19 protein-coding genes are annotated in these 19,863 nt (G+C 51.1%); 6 read left to right on the forward strand and 13 right to left on the reverse strand.

Annotation, left to right across the window (positions count from 1 at the left end; translation table 11 throughout):
• Window positions 1-56 precede the first annotated feature (56 nt).
• The 4 genes from OGV65_RS06300 to yobA form a co-directional block, all read right to left on the reverse strand.
• Window positions 57-1,337 carry a hypothetical protein gene (locus OGV65_RS06300; RefSeq protein ID WP_181220538.1) on the reverse strand — a complete coding sequence of 427 codons (1,281 nt, stop codon included), beginning with the start codon at window positions 1,335-1,337 and terminating at the stop codon, window positions 57-59.
• Window positions 1,338-1,918: 581 nt separating this feature from the next.
• Window positions 1,919-2,257 (reverse strand): YebY family protein, encoded by a 339-nt coding sequence (locus OGV65_RS06305; RefSeq protein ID WP_003833793.1) that lies wholly within the window; start codon window positions 2,255-2,257, stop codon window positions 1,919-1,921.
• A gap of 20 nt (window positions 2,258-2,277) precedes the next feature.
• Window positions 2,278-3,150, reverse strand: coding sequence for a copper homeostasis membrane protein CopD (copD, locus tag OGV65_RS06310; RefSeq protein ID WP_049271209.1), 873 nt, complete (start codon window positions 3,148-3,150; stop codon window positions 2,278-2,280).
• 3 nt (window positions 3,151-3,153) lie between these two features.
• The gene (yobA, locus tag OGV65_RS06315) at window positions 3,154-3,528 is read right to left on the reverse strand and encodes a CopC domain-containing protein YobA (protein ID WP_047415373.1); all 375 of its coding nucleotides are present in this window, start codon (window positions 3,526-3,528) and stop codon (window positions 3,154-3,156) included.
• Between the two features lie 143 nt (window positions 3,529-3,671).
• Between yobA and OGV65_RS06320 the strand changes: the two genes are divergently transcribed.
• From OGV65_RS06320 to exoX, 3 genes are all read left to right on the forward strand, one after another.
• On the forward strand, window positions 3,672-3,902 hold the full coding sequence (locus OGV65_RS06320; RefSeq protein ID WP_286454750.1) for a DNA polymerase III subunit theta: 231 nt from the start codon (window positions 3,672-3,674) through the stop codon (window positions 3,900-3,902).
• 106 nt (window positions 3,903-4,008) lie between these two features.
• The gene (locus tag OGV65_RS06325; protein WP_047415371.1) at window positions 4,009-4,665 is read left to right on the forward strand and encodes a carbon-nitrogen hydrolase family protein; all 657 of its coding nucleotides are present in this window, start codon (window positions 4,009-4,011) and stop codon (window positions 4,663-4,665) included.
• Between the two features lie 23 nt (window positions 4,666-4,688).
• A complete protein-coding gene (exoX, locus tag OGV65_RS06330; protein WP_181220539.1) occupies window positions 4,689-5,351 on the forward strand; it encodes an exodeoxyribonuclease X in 663 nt (220 codons plus the stop codon).
• Here exoX and ptrB read toward each other — a convergent pair.
• The 4 genes from ptrB to yebG all read right to left on the reverse strand — a co-directional run bounded on the left by ptrB (window position 5,333) and on the right by yebG (window position 9,021).
• Complete coding sequence (ptrB, locus tag OGV65_RS06335; protein ID WP_286454752.1) at window positions 5,333-7,408, reverse strand: oligopeptidase B; 2,076 nt, start codon at window positions 7,406-7,408, stop codon at window positions 5,333-5,335. The two genes, exoX and ptrB, sit on opposite strands and share 19 nt — an antisense overlap.
• An 86-nt stretch (window positions 7,409-7,494) precedes the next feature.
• Window positions 7,495-8,154, reverse strand: coding sequence for a tellurite resistance TerB family protein (locus OGV65_RS06340; protein ID WP_016156220.1), 660 nt, complete (start codon window positions 8,152-8,154; stop codon window positions 7,495-7,497).
• Between the two features lie 101 nt (window positions 8,155-8,255).
• Window positions 8,256-8,609, reverse strand: a complete 354-nt coding sequence (gene yebF / locus OGV65_RS06345; RefSeq protein WP_103766151.1) for a protein YebF — start codon at window positions 8,607-8,609, stop codon at window positions 8,256-8,258.
• Between the two features lie 121 nt (window positions 8,610-8,730).
• Window positions 8,731-9,021 carry a DNA damage-inducible protein YebG gene (yebG, locus tag OGV65_RS06350; protein ID WP_003833810.1) on the reverse strand — a complete coding sequence of 97 codons (291 nt, stop codon included), beginning with the start codon at window positions 9,019-9,021 and terminating at the stop codon, window positions 8,731-8,733.
• A gap of 132 nt (window positions 9,022-9,153) precedes the next feature.
• Here yebG and purT point away from each other — a divergent pair, with 132 nt between their 5' ends.
• The gene (gene purT, locus OGV65_RS06355; RefSeq protein ID WP_286454753.1) at window positions 9,154-10,332 is read left to right on the forward strand and encodes a formate-dependent phosphoribosylglycinamide formyltransferase; all 1,179 of its coding nucleotides are present in this window, start codon (window positions 9,154-9,156) and stop codon (window positions 10,330-10,332) included.
• A gap of 66 nt (window positions 10,333-10,398) precedes the next feature.
• On the opposite strand, the gene kdgA is transcribed toward purT, so the two are convergent.
• From kdgA to zwf, 3 genes are all read right to left on the reverse strand, one after another.
• The gene (gene kdgA, locus OGV65_RS06360) at window positions 10,399-11,040 is read right to left on the reverse strand and encodes a bifunctional 4-hydroxy-2-oxoglutarate aldolase/2-dehydro-3-deoxy-phosphogluconate aldolase (protein WP_016152768.1); all 642 of its coding nucleotides are present in this window, start codon (window positions 11,038-11,040) and stop codon (window positions 10,399-10,401) included.
• 34 nt (window positions 11,041-11,074) lie between these two features.
• Window positions 11,075-12,886, reverse strand: coding sequence for a phosphogluconate dehydratase (gene edd / locus OGV65_RS06365; RefSeq protein WP_047358576.1), 1,812 nt, complete (start codon window positions 12,884-12,886; stop codon window positions 11,075-11,077).
• Window positions 12,887-13,118: 232 nt separating this feature from the next.
• Complete coding sequence (gene zwf / locus OGV65_RS06370) at window positions 13,119-14,594, reverse strand: glucose-6-phosphate dehydrogenase (protein WP_003034896.1); 1,476 nt, start codon at window positions 14,592-14,594, stop codon at window positions 13,119-13,121.
• A 367-nt stretch (window positions 14,595-14,961) separates the two neighbouring features.
• Between zwf and OGV65_RS06375 the strand changes: the two genes are divergently transcribed.
• Complete coding sequence (locus OGV65_RS06375; RefSeq protein ID WP_019076523.1) at window positions 14,962-15,831, forward strand: MurR/RpiR family transcriptional regulator; 870 nt, start codon at window positions 14,962-14,964, stop codon at window positions 15,829-15,831.
• Window positions 15,832-15,949: 118 nt separating this feature from the next.
• Entirely contained in the window at window positions 15,950-17,392 is a 1,443-nt protein-coding gene (gene pyk / locus OGV65_RS06380) for a pyruvate kinase (protein ID WP_016152765.1), read from the forward strand.
• Between the two features lie 45 nt (window positions 17,393-17,437).
• On the opposite strand, the gene lpxM is transcribed toward pyk, so the two are convergent.
• Window positions 17,438-18,409 (reverse strand): lauroyl-Kdo(2)-lipid IV(A) myristoyltransferase, encoded by a 972-nt coding sequence (gene lpxM / locus OGV65_RS06385; RefSeq protein ID WP_286454754.1) that lies wholly within the window; start codon window positions 18,407-18,409, stop codon window positions 17,438-17,440.
• 119 nt (window positions 18,410-18,528) lie between these two features.
• On the reverse strand, window positions 18,529-19,848 hold the full coding sequence (gene mepM, locus OGV65_RS06390; protein ID WP_016152763.1) for a murein DD-endopeptidase MepM: 1,320 nt from the start codon (window positions 19,846-19,848) through the stop codon (window positions 18,529-18,531).
• Window positions 19,849-19,863 lie beyond the last annotated feature (15 nt).

Consider the following 19,863-nt stretch of genomic DNA (forward strand, 5'->3'; position numbering starts at 1 on the left):
TTGCCCTGTTCTAAATTAAACCATAGCAGTAAAAAACAGAGCGACCGAATCATACATCACGGTCCTACGCTATCCACGCGTCGACGAGGTACTAACGCAACAGCTTCCAGTTCTGCTTCCAGTTCAGCTACTATAGATTGCAGGTCATAAGTGGGTGCATTACGCGCACGAGCTCTTTCTTCTCTTTTCTGTTTACAACACAATTCCTGATAGAAATCATTAACCGCAGGGATATCCCCGGTAATTTTTATCACATCATGTTCATGATAAAACAGCAACGGCGGCCCACCTTTGGTATCAAATGCAACGGCCTTAAGCGGCGTGAGCTCCATCGCCTCAATAAAACCTTTGTCACAAGTCAATATTCCAGGGAAAAAATATCGCTCATCATTTCCTGTATTGAAGGTAAGTGCTTGCTCTAAATACCGACAATGAGTCAGATCCCAGGCCATACCATGTAATGCCGACCACATATTTTTCGACTTTTTATGTATTTTGTTAAAAAACCTAAATTCTGTCCCTCGTATAAAAAACTCACTCGCTAGAATTAACTCTCTTGTCGCCAAAAAGCATACTTTGGTGTGAGCAAAACTTAATAGATCGATCAATTTATTTTTGAGCGATCTGGCAGGCGATTTGATTTGGATGATACTCATCATAAGAACATAAGCGTAAATACTATCGTGCCTGTCTCTTAACGCACGCCTGAACTCAGAGTCTTTGTTTTTAGTGAGCAGTGAGCTAAAATGTCTGTCGGTATTAATAAAAAGCTCACCTTGCGATATTTTTGAGGTCAATATTCCGCTGGTTCCTGACTTAACGAGATCAACATCTTTTATAAATTCGTAACCCATCAACTTATCGAATATTTTATGGTGATTCTCTTTCTCATCCAGATTTTTAAGGTTCTCCAGCTCATATAACACAGAGTCTACTTGTGTATTCTGATGAGAAATAAATTTAAATATTTCTTCGATGTCATCATCCAGACCAGAACCTTTACCATTGATATATGGTCTGAGATAACTTAATGCCTGGCTATCAAGAGATATTGAGTAATCTATTTTAAATGTGGAGTGTCCTTTATCGCTGAACATTTCCTCTATGGTTTGAGGATCCATAACGAAAACATTTTCATCATTGAATAAAGAGCGTATAGACGCCCCATGCTTGAATTTCTTGTTAGTTTGAAACCCTGGATATGGCCCTTTAGGCGATGAAAAGACAAATTTATACTCTGGGATTAATAGATAGAAACTGGTGTATAGTTTTAATGCTGCAGAGAGATCTTCAGCATTACCAATCTCCATCACGAGTCTTTCTTTTAACTTTTCCATTTCTTATATCTCGTTATTGAGAAACTGAGTCCATGTATCAGGGGCCAGAACGGCATCAATTGATGGATAATTATACCGCTATTGATACAAGTGAGTCTAAACCTCTCGGCACTAGTGACAACTGAAATGCTGGCGCATAAGCAGACCATACGCCTGGAGAACAGGAAAAAATGGGCATCACGATCTGATCTTTTTCTGCGCAAATGAAGTGTAAATGTTAAAAGCAGTGTGGTATAAGGAAGAAATCCCGAATTGTGATATGCGGACAAATTTCGGAAACTTTCGGACATGATGTCCTAAGTGATTGAAATAAAATCCACACAAAAAGAGACCGAATACGATTCCTGTATTCGGTCCAGGGAAATGGCTCTTGGGAGAGAGCCGTGCGCTAAAAGTTGGCATTAATGCAGGCTAAGTTACCCTGCCATTTAAGAATAGATGACAGCGCCAGGTTTTCCAGTCCGCGACTAAAGTGGCCTGAAAAAAAGGACGATTGTCACACATCCAAACGTAAAAACCGCAAGTTCTCCTGAGAGAGACTTGCGGTTTTTTATTGGAAATCAGAACGCTACATCTGACAATTAGCAGAGCTTTTCTGCACGCTCCACAAACGGTGCGAGGCTCATTTTTTCGCCCGGTTTCGCCGGGTCGTCAATCTGGATAATCTCGATCGGCTTCGCCGTAGTTTTCCCACTCTCTACCTGCTGTCTGGCAACATCATTCAATGGGTATTGCACCAGCGTACTGGGATTGATGACATACAGCGCGTTACCAGGACGGCAGGTCAGCATCACCTCTTCCCGATTAAACGCCCACTTATCTTTGCCAACCTCAAAACGGCTGACGGTGATGACCTGTGGCGCAGCCAGCGCGGCCCCTGAACTTGCCAGTAGTAATAACGAGATAATGATTTTTTTCATGCGTTTCGCCAATCCATCAATCAGAAAGGTTCGAGGGTTGCAAACAGGCTGACAATCGCCAGCACAACGGCCCCAATTCCCCATTCCAGCTTAGTCATCCAAACAAAATAGAGTGTCATACTGCGGTTATCCTGCCGCATGCGTGGTACCAGAACATACCTATTCACCAGCGCAATCGCCACCATTAGCATCACCAGAGCACCTTTTAACAAAAGCAGTTGCCCGTAAGCCATGTGCCAGGGAACAGAAAAACCGACAATAAACAGCGCATTCATGATACCGGTAAGTAAAACTCCGATAACGAAAAGATGCCCGTAGCGGGAGAAACGCATCATAGTATTGATGGCCTGTTCCCGCCAGCGGCCTTGCGCCATTTGCATACAGTAAAGTACGGGCAGCAAACCGCCGAACCAGGCGGCAGCGCATACCAAATGCAAGGCGTGGTTAACCTGCTGGATTGCACCAGCGATACCGCTATGCAGCGTCGCGTGTCCGACGCCAGCCAGCAAAATAAACTGCGCAATCGTCAGCATTAACAGCCTTCGCGGCATGCTGCGCGGCACTATAATTACCACCACCAGCGTGACCAACGCGAGGATAATCTGCCATAACCAGACGCCGCCAAACTGCGTTTGCAACACGGCGCCCCATATGTCACTAGAAATAACATCCCGCCAGCCTGAGCCCATTAAACCACCCTGGATCGCCAGCATCAGCGTCGCGCTAATAAAGCTCCACGCTGCGGCATGTCGTTGCAGACGCAAAAAACGACGCATCATTAAACGACGAACCGAAACGGGAGCCAGCCATGCGCCGTAGAGCGCACAGCCAAAGACCAGCATCAACGTGGTAAAATGGATAAACCGTAGTGCAACCCAGGTAAATTCCAGCATCGGTTATTTCACGCTAAAGGTATATTGCCCCTTTGTCTTATGGCCATCCACGGAGACGACGTGCCAGTCGACAGTATATTTTCCGGCCTCAAGCGTTTGAGCAAGCGGAATAATCAGTTGTGTTTTGTCCTGTTCACTGCGTGATGCCTTGCCCGTTTTGATCTGTTCTTTGTTTGGGCCTGTTAGCGTTGCGCCGCTGAATCCCGGCTCGACACCTTCAGAGAAATTCAGCGTCAACGCCTGAGGAGATACCGCAACATCGGCATTAGCCGCCGGGCTTTGTTTCGTCAGGTGAGCATGAGCCAGGGCGGCGGGAGTTGCCAGAAGGCTGGCGAGTACGATGAGAGCGTTGCGAAGCATAGATGCAGATGAAGCCATTTCAACTATTCCTTTTTGTTATGTCTAATCTATAGAGAATAACCTTCTACAATGATCGAGTCGAGAATCATCATTTCGGTCTTGCCATTAATGCACACTCTTAGTAACTTTGCGCGCCGAAAGACAGAGAAAAGGAGAAGCCCATGAACATCAATCTGGCCAAACTTGAGCAAGCTGAAATGGAAAAGGTCAATGTTGACCTGGCCGCGGCGGGTGTCGCATTTAAGGAGCGATACAACATGCCGGTTGTTGCCGAAGTCGTTGAGCGTGAACAGCCCGAACATTTACGCGACTGGTTTCGGGAAAGACTGATCGCGCACCGTCTGGCATCCGTTTCCCTTTCACGTTTACCCTACGAGCCTAAAGTTAAATAAAACTTATATTACGTTACGATTCCTTACATGATGCCTGCTACAGTATAAGTATATTCTTAATCTATACTTTAAAGATGGTTGTAGACACTATGAAAAGGAAATCATTATGTCGCACTGGAAAATCGCAGCAGCACAGTACGAACCTCTTCAAACCTCAGTTACCGAACATGTCGCGCATCACCTGCAATTCATTCAGGCAGCCGCTCAATGCCAATGTGAATTGCTGGTTTTCCCCTCCCTTTCCCTGTTGGGTTGTGTTGATGAGAATGACGCGCTCCCTGCCCCACCCGATGAAGCGTTGTTAGAACCTCTCGCGCATGCAGCCGTGACTTATCGCATGACGATTATTGCGGGGCTATCGGTAGAACATAACAATCGGTTCGTAAAAGGTATCGCGCTTTTCTCTCCCTGGATGACCTCCCCCTTAATGTTTCATCAGAGCCACGGGGCCTGTATCGCCAGACAGCAAAATGCCATCAGTGTTGTGGATAGCCAGCCGGAAGGTATCGATATCGACCCGGCGTACTCGCTATTCACCAGCAGTCAGTCTGTCAGTGAGCCCGAATTGCTCTCCTCCACATCTCGTCTACAGAGTTTCTCGCATAAATTTGCCATTGCGGTATTAATGGCCAATGCGCGTGGCAGCAGCGCGTTATGGGATGAGCAAGGTCGATTGATTGTTCGCGCAGACAGCGGTTCCTTACTCTTAACCGGTCAACGCACGCCACGGGGTTGGCAAGGTGATATCATTCCTTTACGCTAATCGTTTTGGGTCAGGAGCATGGCATGTTGCGCATAATAGATACGGAAACCTGTGGTCTGCAGGGAGGCATTGTTGAGATTGCTTCTGTCGATGTGGTTGACGGAAAAATAGTCAACCCCATGAGCCACCTGGTGCGTCCTGACCGCCCCATCAGCCCTGAGGCGATGGCAATTCATCGCATTACGGAAGCGATGGTGGCCGATAAGCCGTGGATTGAAGATGTCATCCCCCAATATTACGGCAGCGAATGGTACGTGGCGCACAATGCAAGTTTTGATCGCCGCGTATTACCCGACATGCCCGGGGAGTGGATTTGCACCATGAAACTCTCCCGTCGTTTGTGGCCAGGAATCAAATACAGCAACATGGCGCTGTATAAATCGCGCAAACTGAGCGTGCAGACTCCAGCTGGCCTGCATCATCACCGTGCCCTGTACGACTGCTACATCACCGCGGCACTGCTGATCGACATCATACAAACGTCAGGCTGGTCAGCAGAACAGATGGTCGATATTACCGGCCGTCCTGCGTTACTCACTACTTTCACTTTTGGTAAGTATCGCGGAAAACCTGTATCAGAAGTGGCTGAACGCGATCCGGGCTATCTGCGCTGGTTATTTAATAACCTCGACAGTATGAGCCCGGAGCTGCGCTTAACGCTGAAGCACTATCTGGATAACGCCTGAGCAGACGCCTGCCCAGGCAGTGTCCCCTGCGCCAGTCCGATCAAAAACGCGTATTCCAGGGCCACGCCTTCGTATGATTTAAAACGCCCGGATTTTCCGCCATGCCCGGAATCCATATCCGTGCAGAGTAACAGCAGACGATCGTCCGTTTTCAGCTCACGCAGTTTTGCCACCCATTTTGCCGGTTCCCAGTATTGCACCTGGGAGTCGTGTAATCCCGTCGTAACCAGCAGATGAGGATAAGCCTGCGCTGTAACATTGTCATACGGGCTGTAGCTTTTCATGTAGGTGTAATACTCTTCGTCCTGCGGATTCCCCCACTCTTCAAACTCACCGGTCGTCAGGGGAATGGACTCATCCAGCATCGTGGTCACCACATCGACAAAAGGCACTTGCGCAATGACGCCATGGAAGAGTTCCGGGCGCTCATTAATGGCAACACCCATTAACATTCCTCCGGCGCTCCCCCCCATGCCATAACACAGCGAAGGCGCGCCATAACCCATTTTTAGCAGCGCGTCGCAGACGTCGAGGTAGTCATTGAAGGTATTTTTCTTGAGCAGAAACTTACCGTCTTCGTACCACTGCTGTCCTAACTCGCCGCCGCCACGCACATGAGCAATGGCATAAACAAAGCCGCGATCCAGTAAGCTCAAGCGGCTGCTGCTGAAATCGGCGTCCATGCTGGCGCCATACGAGCCATAGCCGTAGACCAGTAACGGGTTTTTCCCTTTCAGGAAATACTTTTGATGGTAAACCAGCGAAACCGGAACCTCGGTGCCATCACGCGCGGTGATCCAGACGTGTTCGCTACGGTAGTTCGCCGCATCAAACCCTGGGACCTCCGTCTGTTTGAGTACGCGACGTTCTCCGGTGTCCATATCCAGTTCAAACAGCGTGTCCGGTGTGGTCATGGAGGAATAGCCATAACGCAGACGCAATGTCTCAGGTTCTGGATTATAGGCAAGCCATGTCACATACGCCGGATCATCAAAAGCGATGCCGACCACTTCGCGCGTTTTACGATTAATCTGTCGCAGGCTGGTTAAGCCCCGCTGACGCTCTTCCACCACCAGCCAGTCTGTGAACAGCGTAAAGCCCTCCAACATGACGCTGTCGCGCGGCGGGATCAGCGTCTCCCAGGCTTGTTCATCACGCACACGGGTACGGTACAGGCCGAAGTTTTTACCCTGACGGTTGGAACGCAGATAAAACGTATGCTGATAGTGATCGAGGCTGTACTCGTGATCTTTGCGTCGCGCTAAAAAGACTAACGGCTCGGCATCCGCCAGTTCTGCGTCAAGCAGCAAAACCTCACTGGTGGTCGCGCTGGCGATATGAATAACCACATAATGTAACGAGGTGGTTTTATGCAGACTGACATAAAACATGTCATCGGCTTCTTCATACACCAGCTCATCCAGTGATGACGGCGAGCCGACGGTATGCCGCCACACTTGATACGGGAGCAGCGTCGTTGCGTGTTTGCGCACGTAATAGAAGGTTTGCGAGTCATTCGCCCAGACCAGATCCGCTTCAACGTTTTCCAGCACTTCCGGATACCAGTTGCCGCTTTGCAGATTGCGAAAACGCACACCATATTGCCGACGAGAGAGATAATCTTCGGCCAACGCCATGATGGTGTTATCCGGAGATATCGCCAGTCCCCCCAGCGTATAAAACTCACTGTGGGCCGCGCGCTGGTTACCATCCAGCAAGGTGTCCCATTCATCCCACTCTTCACTGAAGGCAGACTGACGCTGATAAATGGCATATTCGCACCCCGGTTCATAAATATGCCGGTAGCGATAACCATTCTTCACATAGGGGGCGGAAGCATCCTGAGGCGGGATACGGTCGATAATCTCTTTCAGGACGCGATCCTGCAATGCCTGCTGCGAGGCCATAATCTGGCGGCCATACGCATTTTCTTGTTGCAGATAATCCAGCACTTCTGGCTGCGAGCGGGTGTCATCTCGCAGCCAGTAATAATTATCAACACGGGTATCGCCATGATTCGTCATGGCGTGGGGAATACGAGAAGCTTTTGGTAGCATGTCATTGTTCTTTTGCTTAAACATCCTATAAGGGTGGCAAAAGACAGCAATGATGCAAGCGAAACATGCGCCTTAACGGTAAGTAATTAACCCGGTAAAGCCTGTTTTTGTTCCTTGAGATCCTGTTCAATGCCTTCACGAACATCCTGCGGGATCTTCAACGCATCGCCCAGCGCGTTCAGATAGCTACGCTCCATAAAGTGGTCGATATCAATCGCCGCACAGCTCAGGAAGTAAATTTCCAGCGCCTCTTCTTCGTTGCGGATCCCTTGTGCCAGGCGCTGAGGATCTAACGGTTGTTCAATGGCGCGTTCGATCAGAACGCGGCCCTGCTCTTCCACGCCTGCTTCACGGAGCTGCTGCTCAATGGCGGTACGTTCTTTGGCATCAATATGACCATCGCTTTTCGCCGCAAAAACCAGCGCCAGGATCAGTCGTTCGGTTCGCTCATCCAGCGGCGAGCTTTGTGCACCGAACTGCGGCTCACCCTGATGCGCCGCGCGAACCTTATCTTTGTATTTGTTCCATAACACGGTACCGGCAACCGCACCGCCGCCCACCAGAAGCGCGCTGGTGCCGTATTTACTCAGTAATTTACGTGAAGATTTGTTGGCAACCAGTAATCCTGCCAGACCGCCTAACGCGCCGGGAACCAGAAGTTTACTCAGCCCTTGCTCACCAGAAGATGACGCGGAAGATCCTTTTTGCCCAAGAAGAGATTGAAGTTGATTCAGCCAGTTAGCCATGTTGCCCCTCAAGTACAGACGAATAATCATCAAAGCGTACCCGAGGGGATGTCAGGAAGTGTTCAGGTCATCAAAAGAAGTGCAAATACCTTCTACCTTCGTTACTGCGACTGATACTCCGCCGTTCCGGCTTTGCAGTCGACTTTTACCTGGTAGTGAATATCCGCGCTTTTACCGCGAACCGTGAGGGGAACTGACCATTTCCCATCTTTGCCCGTAATATCGGGCGTGTTGACCCAGGCGACAGGATCGGCTTGCCCGACACGTTTTTGATCGTCAGCCCAGCGCGCGATGCGATTTTGCTGATAATCACGTTTCACGCTCGCCGCGATACCGTCAGCATTCAGTCCTTCGCACTTGGGGAACTGAACTTTCTTGCTTTCCATATTTGCCGCAAATACAGCTACGCTGGCAGACAACAACAGCAGGCTCAACAACGCTCTTTTTTTATACATTCTTTTCTCCTTAATCTCCCCTTCGTCCTTCAGGTTGCCTGTTGCAACGTGAAAAGACGTCAGGGATTGCACAATGATTCAGGGAAAAGCATGGTACAAAACGTCAGGAGCGCAAGTCGTTTCAGGCAGCCTGAGTATCATCCTCAGCGTGCGCATCGTTTTCGACCGCCTGCGGAGAGGGCAGCTTGCCGTTTTTCAGAATGGCGCTCAGCACATCTTTCTGCTCAGCCAGCCACAGGGAAAGCGCTTCGCGCTGCTCGTCTTCCAGCGCTACCGGCGATTGCTCCAGCCATGTGTCGAGCAAATCTGCTGTATCAAGCATTTTGTCATACGCATCGGCTTCCTTTTTGCTGGTAAACGACATTTTTTCCTCACCTTCCCGAATGACTACGTATTTAACTTCAACCGCCATTTTTGCAGCCTCTTAAATTACCTGTATTTATGTACAGTATATTCTTTTTGCGCCTTGAAATCAACCTGGTAATAAAGACAGACGCAAACGTTTTCGTATATACTGCGCCCAGATAAAACAGGGGATTAATTTATGACGTTATTAGGCACAGCGCTGCGTCCCGCAGCAACGCGAGTGATGTTATTAGGTTCAGGTGAACTGGGTAAAGAGGTGGCGATTGAATGCCAACGCCTGGGTGTGGAAGTCATTGCCGTGGATCGTTACCCCGACGCGCCAGCCATGCACGTTGCCCATCGCTCATACGTAATCAACATGCTGGATGGCGATGCTTTACGCCAGCTCGTCGAGCGTGAAAAACCACATTATATCGTGCCGGAAATAGAGGCGATTGCCACGGATATGCTGGTAAAACTGGAACAGGACGGTCAAAACATCGTGCCGTGCGCCCGGGCGACGCAGTTGACCATGAACCGCGAAGGAATCCGTCGTCTCGCCGCCGAAGAATTATCTCTACCGACCTCTTCTTACCGCTTTGCTGACAGCGAAGCCCGCTTTCGCGAGGCCGTCGCCGAAATCGGCTATCCCTGCATCGTGAAGCCGGTAATGAGTTCCTCCGGTAAGGGACAGAGCTTTATCCGTTCCGCCGATCAACTCACTGAAGCCTGGAATTATGCTCAACAAGGCGGCCGAGCAGGTGCCGGACGCGTTATCGTCGAAGGCGTAGTGAATTTTGATTTTGAAATCACCCTGCTTACCGTCAGCGCCGTTGATGGCGTGCATTTCTGCGCACCGGTAGGACATCGTCAGGAAGATGGCGATTATCGCGAATCATGGCAGCCGCAGCAAATGAGTGACCTGGCGCTGGCTCGAGCGCAGGAGATTGCCCGTAAGGTGGTGCTGGCGCTGGGCGGCCACGGTCTGTTTGGGGTAGAGCTATTTGTCTGCGGTGATGAGGTCATTTTCAGCGAAGTTTCCCCTCGCCCTCACGACACGGGTATGGTGACCTTGATTTCGCAGGATCTGTCTGAGTTTGCCCTGCATGTACGCGCATTTCTCGGTCTGCCGGTTGGCGCAATCCGTCAGTATGGGCCTTCTGCTTCTGCCGTTATTCTGCCGCAGCTTACCAGCCAGAATGTCACGTTTGATAACGTACAGGCCGCTGTGGGCACAGGTATGCAAGTCAGATTCTTCGGCAAGCCAGACATCGACGGGAGCCGTCGTATGGGCGTTGTGCTGGCCACAGCGCAGAGTATTGAAGACGCGGTGACACGCGCGAAAGACGCGGCGGCACAGGTGAAAGTCGCAGGATAAAAAACGGGCCAGATGGCCCGTTTCAGACTCGCAGGCCCGGTAATGATTACCGGGCATTTTGCGTTATTACAGCTTCGCGCCTTCGACTGCTTCACGAGCCAGCTTGGTAATGCGTGCGTAATCACCAGCTTCCAGCGCATCTGCCGGAACCAGCCAGGAACCACCGATGCACAGCACGCTTTTCAGTGCCAGGTAATCACGGTAGTTCGCTGGAGAGATACCGCCGGTTGGGCAGAAACGGACCTGAGAGAACGGACCCGCAATTGCCTGCAGCGCTTTAGTACCGCCGTTTGCTTCCGCCGGGAAGAATTTGAACTCTTTCAAACCGTAGTCCATACCCAGCATCAGTTCAGACACGGTGCTGATGCCTGGGATCAGCGGAATAGTGCCTTCAGTTGCAGCTTTCAACAGCGGCTCGGTCAGGCCCGGGCTGATAGCAAACTGCGCACCCGCTTCAGTGACTTCAGCCAGCTGTTGTGGATTCAGTACGGTACCCGCACCAACGATAGCGTCGGGAACTTCTTTTGCGATCGCGCGAATGGCATCCATCGCACATGCGGTACGTAAGGTCACTTCCAGAACGCGCACGCCCCCTGCAACCAGCGCTTTTGCCATTGGCACCGCGTGTTCCAGTTTATTAACCACGATAACCGGTACAACCGGGCCAGTGGTCAGGATTGCTTCTGCACTTGTCTTCCAGTTTTTCATCAGAGTTTTCTCTCGCCTGATTACAAAATAAGTCTTAAAAAGTGATACAGGTTGCGCCCTGCTCCGCACCGGACAGCTTTTCACGCAACGCGCTGAACATTTCACGTCCCGTACCCACGCGCGATGCGCTGAGATCAGGAATGTGTGGCTGACGGGAGGCAAGTTCCTCTTCATCCACCAGCAGCGTCAATTCACCTGTCTGTCCATTCACACGAATGATGTCGCCATCGCGTACTTTTGCCAGCAGCCCGCCATCATAGGCTTCCGGGGTTACATGGATTGCTGAAGGCACTTTACCTGAAGCACCTGAAAGTCGTCCATCGGTAACTAACGCAATTTTGAAACAACGGTCCAATAATACACCAAGTGGCGGCATGAGTTTATGTAATTCTGGCATTCCGTTCGCTTTTGGCCCCTGATGGCGCACAACCACCACGCAATCCCGGTCAAGCAGACCGGCATCGAACGCGGGTAACACATCATGCTGACTTTCAAAGACGACTGCCGGTGCTTCAATAATCTGGTTTTCTACCGGTACCGCCGACGTTTTCATCACCGCACGCCCGAGGTTGCCGCTCAGCACTTTGGTGCCGCCGTGGTGGGAGAATGGTTGGTCAAAGGTGGCGATCACGTTGCTGTCCAGAGACTTCACCGCCCCTTCGCGCCAGTCCAGTTCACCCTCGTTAAGCCACGGTTCCATGGTGTAGCGGGATAAACCGAATCCGGCAACGGTGTTCACATCTTCATGTAGCAGACCCGCATTAAGCAGTTCACGCATTAACACCGGTACGCCACCCGCCGCCTGGAAGTGGTTAATATCTGCCGGACCATTCGGGTACAGACGCGCCATCAGCGGCACGATATCGGACAGATCGGAGAAATCATCCCAGTTAATCAGAATCCCGGCCGCACGCGCCATAGCCACCAGGTGCATCGTATGGTTGGTAGAGCCCCCGGTCGCCAGCAGCGCCACAATACCGTTCACTACCACTTTTTCATCGATCATTTTACCGATCGGCATCCATTCATTGCCGTTGCCGGTCAGGCGTGTTACCTGACGGGCTGCAGCCGCGGTCAGCGCTTCACGCAGCGGCGCATCAGGATGTACAAATGAGGAGCCAGGCAGTTGCATACCCATAAACTCCACCACCATCTGGTTAGTGTTCGCCGTGCCGTAGAACGTACAGGTACCCGGAGCGTGATAAGACGCCGCTTCGGATTCAAGGAGCGCCATGCGATCGACTTTACCTTCAGCATACAGCTGACGGATACGCACTTTTTCTTTGTTCGCCAGACCGCTCGCCATCGGACCGGAAGGAATAAAGATTGACGGCAGATGACCAAATGACAGCGCAGCCATTACCAGGCCCGGGACAATTTTGTCGCACACGCCGAGGAACAACGCGCCGTCGAACATGTTGTGGGAAAGGCCCACTGCAGCAGACATCGCAATCACTTCACGACTGAGCAGCGAAAGCTCCATACCATCCTGTCCCTGGGTCACACCGTCGCACATTGCAGGTACACCGCCAGCAACCTGGCCTACTGCATTGGCTTCATGCAGTGCTTTACGAATGATGGCCGGATAGTGTTCATACGGCTGATGCGCGGAAAGCATGTCGTTATAGGAGGTAATGATCGCGATATTGTTACGCAGCATGCTTTTCAGCGAGGCCTTATCGTCCGGCTGACACGCAGCAAAACCATGCGCCAGGTTACCGCATGCCAGTTGCGAGCGATGAACGGTAGTTGATTTCGCTTGTTCAATACGGGCGAGGTAGGCGGAACGTGTGTCACGAGAACGTTCGACGATACGTTGTGTTACGCGTAACAAATTCGGATTCATAGAGGCTCCTAAAATTTATCTGTCAGAGCGTTGGATCAACAATGTGTTTCAGTTGGGTAAAAATAGCTGAATCGCTTGTTGGCCGTAGCTCAGGGGCAAAATCGTTTCAGGCAGTGTAATAAAAAAAGCCCCGCGGGTGAATCCACGCGGAGCTTAAAAGTGCAAAAATTATTCTACAATCTGTGTTAGATCATGTTACCGGTAAAATAACACCTATGGGCTAGATGATATTTTACTCGAATTCGTTCCAGGAACGACCATCTCGGGTAATCATCGCCACAGAAGCAACCGGGCCCCAGGTCCCTGCCTGATACGGCTTCGGCGCGTCGTTGTCCATCGCCCAGGCTTCGGTAATTGAGTCGACCCACTTCCATGCTTCTTCAACTTCATCACGACGCACAAACAGCGCCTGAATTCCGCGCATTGTTTCAAGCAGCAGACGCTCATAGGCATCGGCAAGGTGCGTCTGGTTGAAGGTTTCGGAATAGCTCAGATCAAGCTTGGTAATTTGCAGATTATGCTTGTGATCCAGACCCGGCACTTTGTTCAGTACCTGGATATCGACACCTTCATCAGGCTGCAAACGGATGGTCAACTTGTTCTGCGGCAGATCCTGCCAGGATTCTCTGAACAGATTCAGCTCAGGCGTTTTGAAGTAAACCACCACTTCAGAGCACTTCGTCGGTAAACGTTTACCGGTACGCAGGTAGAACGGAACTCCCGCCCAGCGCCAGTTATCGATATCCACACGGATCGCCACAAACGTTTCCGTATTGCTGCTCTTGTTCGCGCCTTCTTCTTCCAGATACCCCGGCACTTTTTTGCCCTGGGCAAAACCCGCGGTGTACTGACCGCGAACCGTTTTTTCACGTACGTTCGAACGATCGATACGACGCAGCGATTTCAGTACCTTCACTTTTTCATCACGAATGCTGTCGGCGCTCAGATCGGACGGCGGAGACATCGCAATCATGCACAGGATCTGCAGCAGGTGGTTCTGAATCATGTCGCGCATTTGACCTGCCTGGTCAAAATAGCCCCAACGGCCTTCAATACCCACTTCTTCCGCCACGGTAATTTCTACGTGATCGATAGTGCGGTTATCCCAGTTGTTCACAAACAGGGAGTTGGCAAAACGCAGTGCCAGCAGATTCAGGACCGTCTCTTTGCCAAGATAGTGGTCGATACGATAAACCTGACACTCTTCGAAATACTCGCCGACCTGATCGTTGATTTCACGGGATGTTGCCAGCGACGTACCCAGCGGTTTTTCCATCACAACACGGGCTGGTTTAGCATTCAGCTTTGCTTCACCCAGGCCTTTGCAGATCGCGCCAAAGGTGCTCGGCGGCATCGCGAAATAGTTAATGGTGGTACGTGATTTTTGATCCAGCATTTCGCCCAGACGGCTAAACGCGGCGGTGTCATTGACGTCCAGATTACAAAACTCCAGACGACCGCTGAGAGTCTCCCACAAACCTTCGTCGATTTTTTCTTTCATGAAGGTTTCGAGCGCTTCACGCACAACCTTGGTATAGGCTGCTTTGTCCCAGTCGGCACGCCCTACCCCAATGATACGGGTTTCCGGGTTAATCTGGCCGGCCTTTTCCAGTTGATACAGGGAAGGCAGCAATTTCCGCCGCGCCAGGTCGCCCTTCGCGCCGAAAATGACCAGGTCACATGCCTGGGCTGTTTGCGTTACCGCCATGTCATTCTCCTCAATTAAGTGCCTGGTGCTTTTGCCAGACACTGGTTGTAATTTTATTACAGTGCACTGTACTGCTTTTACGTGAATCCGGAAACCGTAAACGCTTATCCAGCCGTGCTGTTACCGCGAACAGTCGCTTTATGGGCGTTTGTCGTCGCAAATTGGACAAAAAAGTCATCTTTTTTCGTACCCCTGAAGACGTAAGAAAACCCGACTCCGATCATGTAATGAAAAAAAACAACAACTATTCTGTCCATTTTGCCCCGTTGCTGCATTAGCAGGGGTAATATCTATACACGAAATTATGCCCCGATTTCTCCGTATCATTGAAATCGTTTTGCCCATGACCCATGAGTCTACCTACATCATGAATATGCTGGAAAAAATCCAGTTAAAACTGGAACAGTTGAGCAAGTCAGAGCGTAAAGTCGCCGACATTATTCTTGCCTCTCCCGAGCGGGCAATCCATTCAAGCATCGCCACACTTGCTGTGGAAGCCAATGTCAGCGAACCGACGGTGAACCGTTTCTGTCGCAGCATGGATACCCGCGGCTTCCCTGATTTTAAACTGCATCTGGCGCAAAGTCTGGCAAATGGCACCCCATATGTTAATCGCAATGTGGATGAGGATGACAGCGTAGAATCTTACACGGGGAAAATCTTCGAGTCAGCGATGGCAAGCCTCGACCACGTCCGCCAGTCTCTGGATAACGCAGCGGTAAACCGGGCAGTAGATTTATTAACTCAGGCGAAAAAAATTGCCTTCTTTGGCCTCGGTTCTTCTGCCGCAGTGGCGCATGACGCAATGAATAAATTTTTCCGGTTTAACGTACCGGTAATCTATTCCGACGATATTGTTCTGCAACGCATGAGTTGCATGAATTGTAGTGACGACGACGTTATTGTGCTTATTTCTCATACTGGAAGAACCAAAAGTCTGGTGGAACTGGCGCAGTTGGCGCGGGAAAATGACGCCATGGTTATCGCCCTCACCTCTCCCGGCACGCCACTGGCGCGTGAAGCAACGCTGGCAATTACTCTCGATGTACCGGAAGATACTGACATTTATATGCCCATGGTCTCTCGACTTGCTCAACTGACCGTGATAGATGTGCTGGCTACAGGATTTACTTTGCGCCGTGGGGCAAAATTTAGAGATAACTTGAAGCGTGTCAAGGAAGCGCTCAAGGAATCGCGTTTTGATAAAGAATTACTCATCAAGAGTGATGACCGCTAAAAGCAATAACAATGTTCTACCCTTTTATCATCCGGGTCGTTCATTTACCGTTAATATTTGAGAACGACCGGATTAATGTTCACGCAACACCAAGTTGTTTCAGTCAACGGAGTATTACATGTCCAGAAGGCTTCGCAGAACCAAAATCGTTACCACGTTAGGCCCGGCAACTGACCGCGATAATAACCTTGAAAAGATTATCGCCGCGGGTGCGAACGTCGTACGTATGAACTTTTCTCACGGCTCTCCAGAAGATCACAAACTGCGGGCGGATAAAGTCCGTGAAATTGCCGCAAAACTGGGACGTCATGTAGCTATTTTGGGTGACCTGCAGGGACCTAAAATCCGCGTATCAACCTTTAAAGAAGGTAAAGTATTTCTTAACGTTGGCGACAAGTTCCTGTTAGACGCCAACCTCGGCAAAGGCGAAGGCGACAAAGAAAAAGTCGGTATTGATTATAAAGGACTGCCTGCTGACGTCGTCCCAGGCGATATCCTGCTGCTCGACGACGGCCGCGTACAGCTTAAAGTGCTGGAAGTTCAGGGCATGAAAGTCTTCACCGAAGTTACCGTCGGTGGCCCGCTGTCCAACAATAAGGGCATTAACAAACTGGGCGGCGGTCTCTCTGCTGAAGCCCTGACCGAAAAAGACAAAGCCGACATCGTCACCGCTGCGCAAATCAGCGTTGACTATCTGGCCGTCTCCTTCCCGCGCTGCGGCGAAGATCTGAACTATGCCCGCCGTCTGGCGCGCGACGCTGGCTGCGATGCGAAAATTGTCGCCAAGGTAGAACGTGCAGAAGCCGTCTGCGACCAGAATGCGATGGATGACATCATCCTTGCCTCCGACGTGGTGATGGTGGCGCGTGGCGACCTGGGCGTTGAAATTGGCGATCCTGAGCTGGTAGGTATTCAGAAAGCGTTGATTCGCCGCGCACGTCAGCTGAACCGTGCGGTCATTACCGCCACGCAGATGATGGAGTCGATGATCACCAACCCAATGCCGACCCGTGCGGAAGTGATGGACGTGGCTAACGCCGTCCTCGACGGTACCGATGCCGTTATGCTCTCTGCAGAAACTGCAGCAGGTCAGTACCCGGCTGAAACCGTCGCGGCTATGGCGCGCGTCTGTTTGGGTGCTGAGAAGATCCCGAGCATCAACGTCTCTAAACACCGCCTTGACGTGCAGTTTGATAACGTTGAAGAAGCGATTGCCATGTCAGCGATGTATGCCGCTAACCACCTGAAAGGGGTCACCGCTATCATCACAATGACGGAATCCGGTCGTACTGCGCTGATGACTTCACGTATCAGTTCTGGTCTGCCGATTTTCGCGATGTCTCGTCATGAACGTACGCTGAATCTGACTTCCCTGTATCGCGGTGTCACCCCGGTTCACTTTGACAGCGAAACAGACGGCGTCGTTGCCGCCAGTGAAGCAGTGAACCTGCTGCGCGATAAAGGCTATCTGGTTTCCGGCGACCTGGTCATTGTGACGCAAGGCGATGTCATGAGCACCATTGGCTCAACGAATACCACGCGTATTCTGACCGTCGAGTAACGCCCCGTTTGATGTAAAAAAGCCTCTCGATTGAGAGGCTTTTTTTTATTTCTTCGGATAAAGATCTTTACGCTTATAAGGCTCAATTTCACCGGGTTTGCGCGTCTTAAGCAGTTTTAGAATCCAGGTGTATTGCTCGAGATGCGGCGTCACAAAGATTTCCACTTCTTCGTTCATTCGTCTGGCAATGGTGTGGTCATCCGCCGTCAGGATGTCATCCATCGGAGGACGAACCTGAATCGTTAAGCGATGCGTTTTACTATTGTATACTGGGAACAGCGGCACCACACGGGCATGACACACCTTCATCAGGCGGCCAATCGCCGGTAACGTGGCTTTATAGGTAGCAAAAAAATCCACAAACTCGCTGTGCTCAGGGCCATGGTCCTGATCCGGCAGGTAGTATCCCCAATATCCCTGACGTACAGACTGAATAAACGGTTTGATGCCATCATTACGCGCATGCAAACGACCACCGAAACGACGGCGTACCGTGTTCCACACATAATCGAATACCGGATTTCCCTGATTGTGGAACATCGCAGCCATTTTCTGTCCCTGGGAAGCCATCAGCATCGCTGGGATATCTACGCCCCAACCATGAGGAACCAGAAAAATCACTTTTTCATCGTTGCGACGCATCTCTTCGATGATTTCCAGCCCCTGCCAGTCGACCCGATGCTGAATTTTTTCCGGGCCGCGTATGGCGAGTTCCGACATCATGACCATCGCCTGAGGTGCAGTCGCAAACATCTCATCGACAATAGCTTCACGCTCAGCTTCGCTGCGTTCAGGAAAGCAGAGGGATAAATTGATCAGTGCTCTGCGACGCGAGCTTTTTCCCAGCCGCCCGGCCATTCTTCCGAGCTTTGCCAGAATTGGATCGCGAAATGATGCCGGCGTTAACGAAATACCTGCTATCGCCGCCACACCAAGCCATGCACCCCAGTAGCGCGGATGGCGAAATGATTTGTGAAACTCAGGGATATATTCAATATTCTTTTTTTTCGTTTCCATGCTCTTCCAGTGTCTGGTGCGGCGAAAAGTAGATCTGCTGATAGTGTAGCGGCGCGCGATGCGCCGTACAAAATAAAAAAGCCGGCACGCATAACGTACCGGCTCTGTCAGCGTGTTAATTAATCGAAACGCAACTGAGGAACAACCTCTTTCACCTGTGCCAGGTAATCGGTGCGATCCGACCCGGTCAGACCTTCTGTGCGCGGCAGTTTCGCCGTCAGAGGATTCACTGCCTGCTGGTTGATCCAGACTTCGTAGTGCAGATGCGGACCCGTTGAACGCCCGGTATTGCCAGACAGCGCGATACGATCGCCACGTTTCACTTTTTGTCCTGGTTTGACCAACAACTTACGCAGGTGCATATAACGCGTGGTATAGGTGCGACCATGACGAACCGCAACATAGTATCCGGCTGCGCCGCTGCGCTTGGCTACAACCACTTCGCCATCACCCACCGACAGCACCGGCGTCCCCTGCGGCATCGCAAAGTCGACACCTTTGTGCGGCGCAACGCGTCCGGTCACTGGGTTCAGACGACGCGGGTTAAAGTTGGAAGAGATGCGGAACTGCTTAGCCGTCGGGAAACGCATGAAGCCTTTCGCCAGTCCGGTACCGTTGCGGTCATAGAACTTACCGTCTTCAGCACGGATAGCGTAATAATCTTTACCTTCAGAACGCAAGCGTACGCCCAACAGTTGGCTTTGCTCACGCTTACCGTCCAGCATTTCGCGAGACATCAGTACCGAGAACTCATCGCCTTTTTTCAGTTTGCGGAAATCCATCTGCCACTGCATGGCCTTAATCACTGCGCTGATTTCAGAGCTGGTCAGTCCGGCATCTTTGGCACTGGCGACAAAACTTCCGCCCACGGTGCCTTTGATTCGGCTGTTAACCCAATCGCCCTGCTGCATTTCGCTGCTCATTTTGAAACCCGTCGCGGTGCGATCGTAAGTACGGGTTTCACGTCGGGAGACTTCCCAGGTCAGGCGCTGCAAATCACCTTCCGCGCCTAACGTCCAGGAAAGTTGCTGACCAATTTTCAGGTTACGCAGTTGTTTGTCGGAAGCCGCGAGTTGGCTGATGTCACCCATATCGATGCCGTACTGATTCAGAATACTGCTCAGCGTATCGCCCGTGGAGACGACATACTCATGCACGCCGGCTTCACCAGACGTTTTGTCATCCAGTTCGTCCTGTGGGATGGCTTCGTCTTCCTGAGCGGCCTGATCGATAGGTTCGCTGGCCTCAGGCAATAGTGAACGAATCTCGCTTTTTTCCAGCTCGATAGTTTTGACGATGGGTGCAGAATCAGGATGGTAAACATAGGGCCGCCAGACAGCGACGGCCAATGTCAGTACGGTAAGCGACCCCAGCATAACGCGATGGGGCCGCGGCAGATTATTAAATGCCAGAGCGACAGAGCGGGCTATCTGTTGCACGTAATCACTTCCTCA

This window comes from Citrobacter sp. Cb004, from assembly GCF_030337065.1.
Lineage (GTDB): Bacteria > Pseudomonadota > Gammaproteobacteria > Enterobacterales > Enterobacteriaceae > Citrobacter > Citrobacter braakii.